8 protein-coding genes are annotated in these 6,071 nt (G+C 45.3%); 7 read left to right on the top strand and 1 reads right to left on the bottom strand.

Features of this window, described 5'->3' with window-relative positions:
• The first annotated feature begins 321 nt into the window (after nt 1-321).
• Nucleotides 322-1,035, top strand: a complete 714-nt coding sequence (gene trbC, locus OH459_RS27505) for a type-F conjugative transfer system pilin assembly protein TrbC (protein ID WP_050907342.1) — start codon at nt 322-324, stop codon at nt 1,033-1,035.
• A gap of 27 nt (nt 1,036-1,062) precedes the next feature.
• Complete coding sequence (locus tag OH459_RS27500) at nt 1,063-1,521, top strand: hypothetical protein (protein ID WP_050926304.1); 459 nt, start codon at nt 1,063-1,065, stop codon at nt 1,519-1,521.
• Here the strand turns inward: OH459_RS27500 and OH459_RS27495 are convergent.
• Entirely contained in the window at nt 1,504-1,707 is a 204-nt protein-coding gene (locus OH459_RS27495) for a hypothetical protein (protein ID WP_017191036.1), read from the bottom strand. The genes OH459_RS27500 and OH459_RS27495 overlap by 18 nt on opposite strands.
• Nucleotides 1,708-1,811: 104 nt before the next feature.
• Between OH459_RS27495 and traN the strand changes: the two genes are divergently transcribed.
• From traN to OH459_RS27470, 5 genes are all read left to right on the top strand, one after another.
• Entirely contained in the window at nt 1,812-3,545 is a 1,734-nt protein-coding gene (gene traN / locus OH459_RS27490; RefSeq protein ID WP_269989720.1) for a type-F conjugative transfer system mating-pair stabilization protein TraN, read from the top strand.
• 32 nt (nt 3,546-3,577) lie between these two features.
• Entirely contained in the window at nt 3,578-4,111 is a 534-nt protein-coding gene (locus OH459_RS27485) for a hypothetical protein (protein WP_050907324.1), read from the top strand.
• Between the two features lie 255 nt (nt 4,112-4,366).
• Nucleotides 4,367-4,927, top strand: a complete 561-nt coding sequence (locus tag OH459_RS27480; RefSeq protein ID WP_050926306.1) for a S24/S26 family peptidase — start codon at nt 4,367-4,369, stop codon at nt 4,925-4,927.
• A gap of 272 nt (nt 4,928-5,199) precedes the next feature.
• On the top strand, nt 5,200-5,352 hold the full coding sequence (locus OH459_RS27475) for a hypothetical protein (protein WP_230844685.1): 153 nt from the start codon (nt 5,200-5,202) through the stop codon (nt 5,350-5,352).
• The gene (locus OH459_RS27470) at nt 5,349-5,906 is read left to right on the top strand and encodes a hypothetical protein (RefSeq protein ID WP_230844686.1); all 558 of its coding nucleotides are present in this window, start codon (nt 5,349-5,351) and stop codon (nt 5,904-5,906) included. Before OH459_RS27475 ends, OH459_RS27470 begins: the two co-directional genes overlap by 4 nt.
• The last annotated feature ends 165 nt before the right edge of the window (nt 5,907-6,071 follow it).

Here is a 6,071-nt window from a genome sequence, read left to right as displayed (position 1 = left end):
TCCTGTCACCGGAGATAATTTTGGTTTTGTTCAGTGGCGAAAACGTAACTGTGTATTTTTGTAAGAGGCAATCATGACTTTTTCACCACCGACATTACAAGGCGAGTCAGAATTGTTTATTGCCAGCAACTTGAACTCTCTTGAGGACTTTTTAAAGACGGATATAGCCAATCACAAGCACATCTACTGCTGCTTTCCTTTGACGCATTTCTGTTTCTCGTTTTGCAAAGACCTCAACGCCCGCAAAGTCTGCTCAATCAGTTTTCAAGACGCACATACTCTCTACCCACCATTTAAACGCCCATGACCAAGAGGGTTAATATGACCATATCATCATTTGAGAGCGCCATCTGGCGCTCTCTTATTTTTCTGTGCTTGTTTATCTCGCTGCCTAGCAGCGCTTATACAGAGCAAGAACTCAAAGCTTTTGCCAAACTTGAGCAAGCACTTAGCCAGCAAACTGACACGGCAAATCAATGGCAGATTGACCAGGTGCAAAACCAAGCCAATGCCTATAAGCAACAAGCGCTTGATGCCAGCAAAAAAATTCAAGCCTTAATAAAAGAGGAAAGCCTCTCTCCATTGCTCGGCATGCAAAAACCCACACGTAATCCCGACCAAGCGCCCAAAGGCGTGATAGTTTTTGTGTCGCTGACTATGCCCGATACGGCACTGAAACAATTGCTGACGCAAAGTGAACATCTCGGCATCCCTCTTGTGATCCGTGGTGTCTTGCCAGAAGGTTTTCCAGCCACTGCCAAGCGCATCGAGTCATTAATACGCTCACCAAACCAAGCACCAATACAGAGTGGATTTTCAATCAGTCCTGATTGGTTTAAGCAGTTTGATATTACAAAGGTGCCGGCTTTTGTATCGGTCAAGCCAGGGCGTTGTCTGCCAGAGCAACCTTGCTCCAACGCTGACTACGACATTCTTTATGGCAATATCTCGCTCTATCAAGCGCTAGATTATCTCGCCATGGGCGATGCGCAGCAAAACATTCACCCTCTGCTGCGCACTCTGTATTCACAATAATGCTTAAGTCATGATGAGGCGCAATCCATGCCAATATCCAAAAAACTCCATAACCTCTGGAGCGAGATTTTCATAGAGCCAAGAAAACAAAAAGCGCGACGCTACGAAGATATTGACCCCAAAATCACACCTTTGGTATCACAGTTAAATGCTGTGCCATCAATAAAAACGCTTGCTTCCTGCCAAGGTCACGCCTTCGGGCGACCAGAGCCGCCTTATGTTTACTTTGTAGCAGAGCAAGGTGCAGTAGAAAGGCTTATTCAAGCGGTAAGAAAAGCCCGTCAACGAGGTAAATTGCACCACCCTTGGGAAATTGTTGAGCAATACAATCATGACATTCAGTTAGTTTGGGCTCTTTCGTCTACGTATCATGATCAGTATTACTTGAAATCTAACGTGATAGATCTGGCATGGCATCGTGATCGCATTGATGATGACATTCAAACGCTCACGCACATCGTGCGCCAGTTACAAAAAATATTGTAAATATCCACGTTGGATAAACTCAAATACGAAATAGACGCCACTGCCGCCTAAAACAATAAAAGCCAGCCATTTTTCAAGACGCTTTCTTCTTGCGATAGCACCAAATGGGTCACCAGTACGACAATTCGGACATCGGTCTGCATCCGGAGCAACAGGATGTTCACAAACAACACATTTTAAAAGCATATCAATACTCCAATCCAAAAATATTTATCGTTCTAGCATAAGCAACACTCTTATGCCTACTCAAACATTGTACTCTTACCATCACTTTTAACGAGGTGTTTCTTATGCGCCTATACCCTTGGGCTGCGCTCATGCTCAGCCTTTTCTCTGCATCGGCTTTAACCAGCGAACAGCAAACCTTCACGGATGCCGCAAGCTGGGCAAAACAAACAGCGAACCAAGCCCTAAAGCCAAGCTCGCTCCCTCTTAATATCGATGATTACTGCAAAGATGCCGCTTGTAAAAGAGAGATACGAAACCCAAAAGAATCCCACCTCTCTGACAGCGACATCAATAGCCAAAAAAATCTCGCTTTTGCAAAAGATGAGACCGCCCAAGCAATACAGAACAACTTCAATAAGGGTAAGCCTGATATAAAGAACGACCCTGCTATGCGCTTTGCTTTGTTGGGTCAAGAAAATGCTTTTGAAATCACCCATGGCGTATCTAACGCCTACGTAGACTGTGATGCTGGAACGCAGTGCTTAATTGAAAATCACACACGCATTTGCACCTCACCAACGAACAACAACGTGCCTTGTTATAGTACGCCCGTGGCACAGATTGAAATCGGCATCACACGCTATCAATGTCAGGATGGATGGACGTTAAAAGGCATGACTTGCCATAACGTTGAGACGCAATGCCGCTTCGATAAGAGCAACCAGACGACTGACTCCGCTCGCTTCCACAATTGCTACTCAAGCAGCGGTTATACAACCACTTATTATTGGGATGGAAAGCAGGTTTACTCTAAAGATGGTTATTACAAAGGGGATTACAAATACGCCACAAATTACAATAGCTGCGGCATTGCAACTACAAGCCTTTATGAAATTTGCGGTCCAGTCCCTATCGAAAAGCCCGCCGCTTTGAAGTGCGATGCGGGTTATACACTCTCTGGCGCACAGTGCATCAAAAACACCTTTTCATGGAAGACCGATTGCTCCTTACTAAAAGACTGCAAAAAAACCAACCAAGTCTGCATTGAAGGACCGCAAACTCGCATAATTAACGGTATTCCCACTCATCTTGATTGCTGGAAATACCAAGTCAATCACCTTTGCGAACTGTCAGACTCCTGCGCCAGTTTACCCAAAGACTGCAAAGAACAATCTCGCTCTTGCTCACTCAAACAAAATGGGGTTTGCGTCGAAGAAGAAATCAAAAAAAGTTGCCCTGAAAAATCATGCCGCGCCACCCAAATGCAGTGTGGTGAACAATCCTTTTGCCTTGATGGCGATTGCTATGTGGAAGAGCCAAAACTCAATGGTAACTTTGATAAATCCGTCGCGGCACTGGCAGGGCTTGCCGAAGCGGTAAAAGATGTCGGCGACCCGCCTAAGATATTTACGGGCAAACCCATGAAATGTGACAAAAAACTCGCAGGCTTTAACGACTGCTGCAAAGACTCAGGATGGGGACAAAGCCTGGGAGCAAAATGCAGCGAAGGTGAAAAAGCGTTAGGCAAAGCGAAAGAGAAAGGATTAACCCTGTATGTAGGGCAATACTGCGCCAAGAAAGTCCTTGGGGTTTGCACACGTAAAAAACGCAGTTACTGCGTCTATGACAGCAAACTTGCCAAAATCATTCAAGAGCAAGGCTCTATCCAGCAATTAGGTAAAGGACTTGGCAGTGCCAAAAACCCAACTTGCGCAGCTATCACCCCGGAAGAACTCGGTCAAATCAACTTTGAGCACATCGATTTTTCAGAGTTCTACCCAGAAATGCACGCCAACACCAACCTGCCTAACTTTGATGAAATCAAGAAACGACTTCAAAGTGCAGCGGGCGGTTAAATCGACCTTCATCACTAAACAAAGGACAGTACATGAAAAACTTTATCCAGAGCCACCACTCCACACTATCACTGCTTGCTAAGCACCTCATTCAAACACCCGCGGTATTACTGCTTGTCATCGCTGCCTATGTTTTAGCAACTGACAGTCATTTTAATTACAACCAAAGATTAGTCACCGCAGTGACACAAGCTGCGTGGCTTGGTAAAGCCGAAAAAGGGCAGATACGTATTTTTGAATGCACCGATGGAACACCGATTGATAGAGCGACCATCGTAGGTAACGCCAACCCTTGTCCAAATTCGGAAGTGAAAACCACCTCAATAGCCGACTCAGCACGCCAGACCACACAGCGCGAAAGAGAGCAAATAGGGCTACTTTATTTGAGTTTGGTAATTATCAGCCTACTTGCAACCGGCTTATTTAGGGTTTGCGACCACATCAGAGCAAAGTATGGCAAGCGCTCAAGACAGATGACCAATCAGTGCAACGAAGGATCAACGCACCAAACTAAGCCTGATGAAAACAATAAGACAATGGAGAAAGACAAGAAGGTAGAACAGTAAGGAAATACGCTCTTATCGCCAAGCAATGGAAATCTGGCGATAAGAGCAATCCATTTAAGCCGTCGTTTTGTATTGAAGCCAAGCCGCACCAATCACCATGAGAAACAAGGGCAAATTCTCACCCAATTGCGACCAAAACAGAGGAATGGCACCTGCAAAAATATCACCAGACATAACGAACTCCTTTGACGAGCAATGAAAGATTAACGTCTCAATAAATCACTGTACGAGTATCATCCAAAAGGTTCCCGGTCAATGAAAAAAAAAGAAAAACACTTCACTCAACAATACCAAGCTAATCAAACCCTTACACTGTTGCAAGATCGTCTCGCTTGTATCATTAGGGAAAGAGGGGTTCCTCATCTTATTCAGGAAACGGGCTTATCTGAGTCAATGCTTTACCAATACGCCAACAAAAAAGCCTACCCCACCCTTCCCAAACTCGCCCTTATCGCACAAGAATGCGGTGTTTCGTTAGCGTACTTGTTCGGCGCAGAGCAAAAAGACGTACAGCCATTACCGCCGCAAAACACGACTTTGCGCTTAACGGTCGAAGATGACGTAATGAGCCCCACAATACCCACCAAAGCAGAGATTGAGTACCGCCCTATCAAGCCGCTACCAAAGAAAAAGCGCCTGACAGATGGCTTGTACCTATTAACCAATCAGCAAGGTTTGATTGTGCGCCGCATACAATGGCTTGAGACAGAGCAAACCTACCGAGTGTTTGGGGATAACACACACTACCCAGCGCAGCACCTTGAAGAGATAGCGCCTGTTGGCAAAGTGACTGCCATCATTCAACCCATAAGGTGATATCACTGCGATAACTCAAATTAACATAAGGAAATTCGCCCATGCATAAATACCTTTCACCTCAAACAGCACGCAACTTGATTATCTCTCTTGTTGGTGCGTATCTAGTGGTTTTCATTCCAAGCAGGCCTATTTGCGCAATAACCTGGTATTTTTGGTTAGCCGCAAGTGCACTGGCATGGGGGTTCATTACTTGGGCCGACTCCCGCCCCTCTGGTTTTACGCTAAACAAGGCCGCACTAAGCGGATGCCTCATACTTTTAGCAGGAGGGGTGACGTACACCTTAATTACCCATCCTATTGAAGATTTCATCAGCCTAATGATGGCAGCAGGGGTTGTATTACTAGGCGCTTATTCAGACGAGAAAGACCCACGAACAAGCCGAACGTTAGCAAACACCAACTGCAAAGAAAGCAAATCATGAGCCATTCAGACACTAAAAGAAGAGAATTCAACCCCAAAATAAAGGAGCAAATCTGCGGACTTGGTGAACGACTCCGTATAGCCATTGCTCCGATGTCGCAACGAGCCTTTGCAAAAGCTTGGAAAGGTGCAGGCTCATTTGTCAGTATCAACAACTATGTAAATGGCAAAAGCACTCCTGGCATTCACGACTTAATCGCTATAGCACAGCTGACCAATGAAGATATCCTTTGGTTATTAACAGGTCAGAACTACACCGATAACCACTGGCTTCAATCCAACCAATGCGTCGAACTTTGCTTAGACGATGCAATGAGCCCAACGTTATCTATCAATACGCCAGTAGTTCTTGAAAAACTCACACCAGATAGCCACCTACCCGACGGCATTTATTGCTTGGAAAGCTCGCAAGGTCGAATATTTAGACGATTACAATGGGATGAAGAAAAGCAAGGATTCTGGCTACTTTGCGATAACGAAAGATACAAGCCTCAGTTGTGTCAATCACCGCAAGTTGTAGGAAAAGCCATAAGCGCACTGTCACCCATTACTTGAACACTCTGCTGCATTTAACCAAGGTCTATGATGATGAAAAAATCTCTGCTTTACGTCATTACCCTAACGCTGCTTGCCCCTCTGTCTTCTGCTCTCGCCAATGATACCCCACCAGGGTGGCGATGGTACAACGAGCCAAAACAAGCACCTAAAACGCCCAAACCT

Origin of the sequence: Vibrio sp. MM46, assembly GCF_027587135.1 — a bacterium.
GTDB classification, from domain to species: domain Bacteria; phylum Pseudomonadota; class Gammaproteobacteria; order Enterobacterales; family Vibrionaceae; genus Vibrio; species Vibrio harveyi.
This window is presented reverse-complemented; position numbering and strand designations above follow the sequence as displayed.

Bases quoted from the DNA above. Each gene is read 5' to 3' on its own strand.
- OH459_RS27500 (WP_050926304.1), top strand. From the start codon at position 1,063: ATGCCAATATCCAAAAAACTCCATAACCTCTGGAGCGAGATTTTCATA.
- OH459_RS27470 (WP_230844686.1), top strand. From the start codon at position 5,349: ATGAGCCATTCAGACACTAAAAGAAGAGAATTCAACCCCAAAATAAAG.
- OH459_RS27495 (WP_017191036.1), bottom strand. From the start codon at position 1,707: ATGCTTTTAAAATGTGTTGTTTGTGAACATCCTGTTGCTCCGGATGCA.
- traN (WP_269989720.1), top strand. From the start codon at position 1,812: ATGCGCCTATACCCTTGGGCTGCGCTCATGCTCAGCCTTTTCTCTGCA.
- trbC (WP_050907342.1), top strand. From the start codon at position 322: ATGACCATATCATCATTTGAGAGCGCCATCTGGCGCTCTCTTATTTTT.
- OH459_RS27480 (WP_050926306.1), top strand. From the start codon at position 4,367: ATGAAAAAAAAAGAAAAACACTTCACTCAACAATACCAAGCTAATCAA.
- OH459_RS27485 (WP_050907324.1), top strand. From the start codon at position 3,578: ATGAAAAACTTTATCCAGAGCCACCACTCCACACTATCACTGCTTGCT.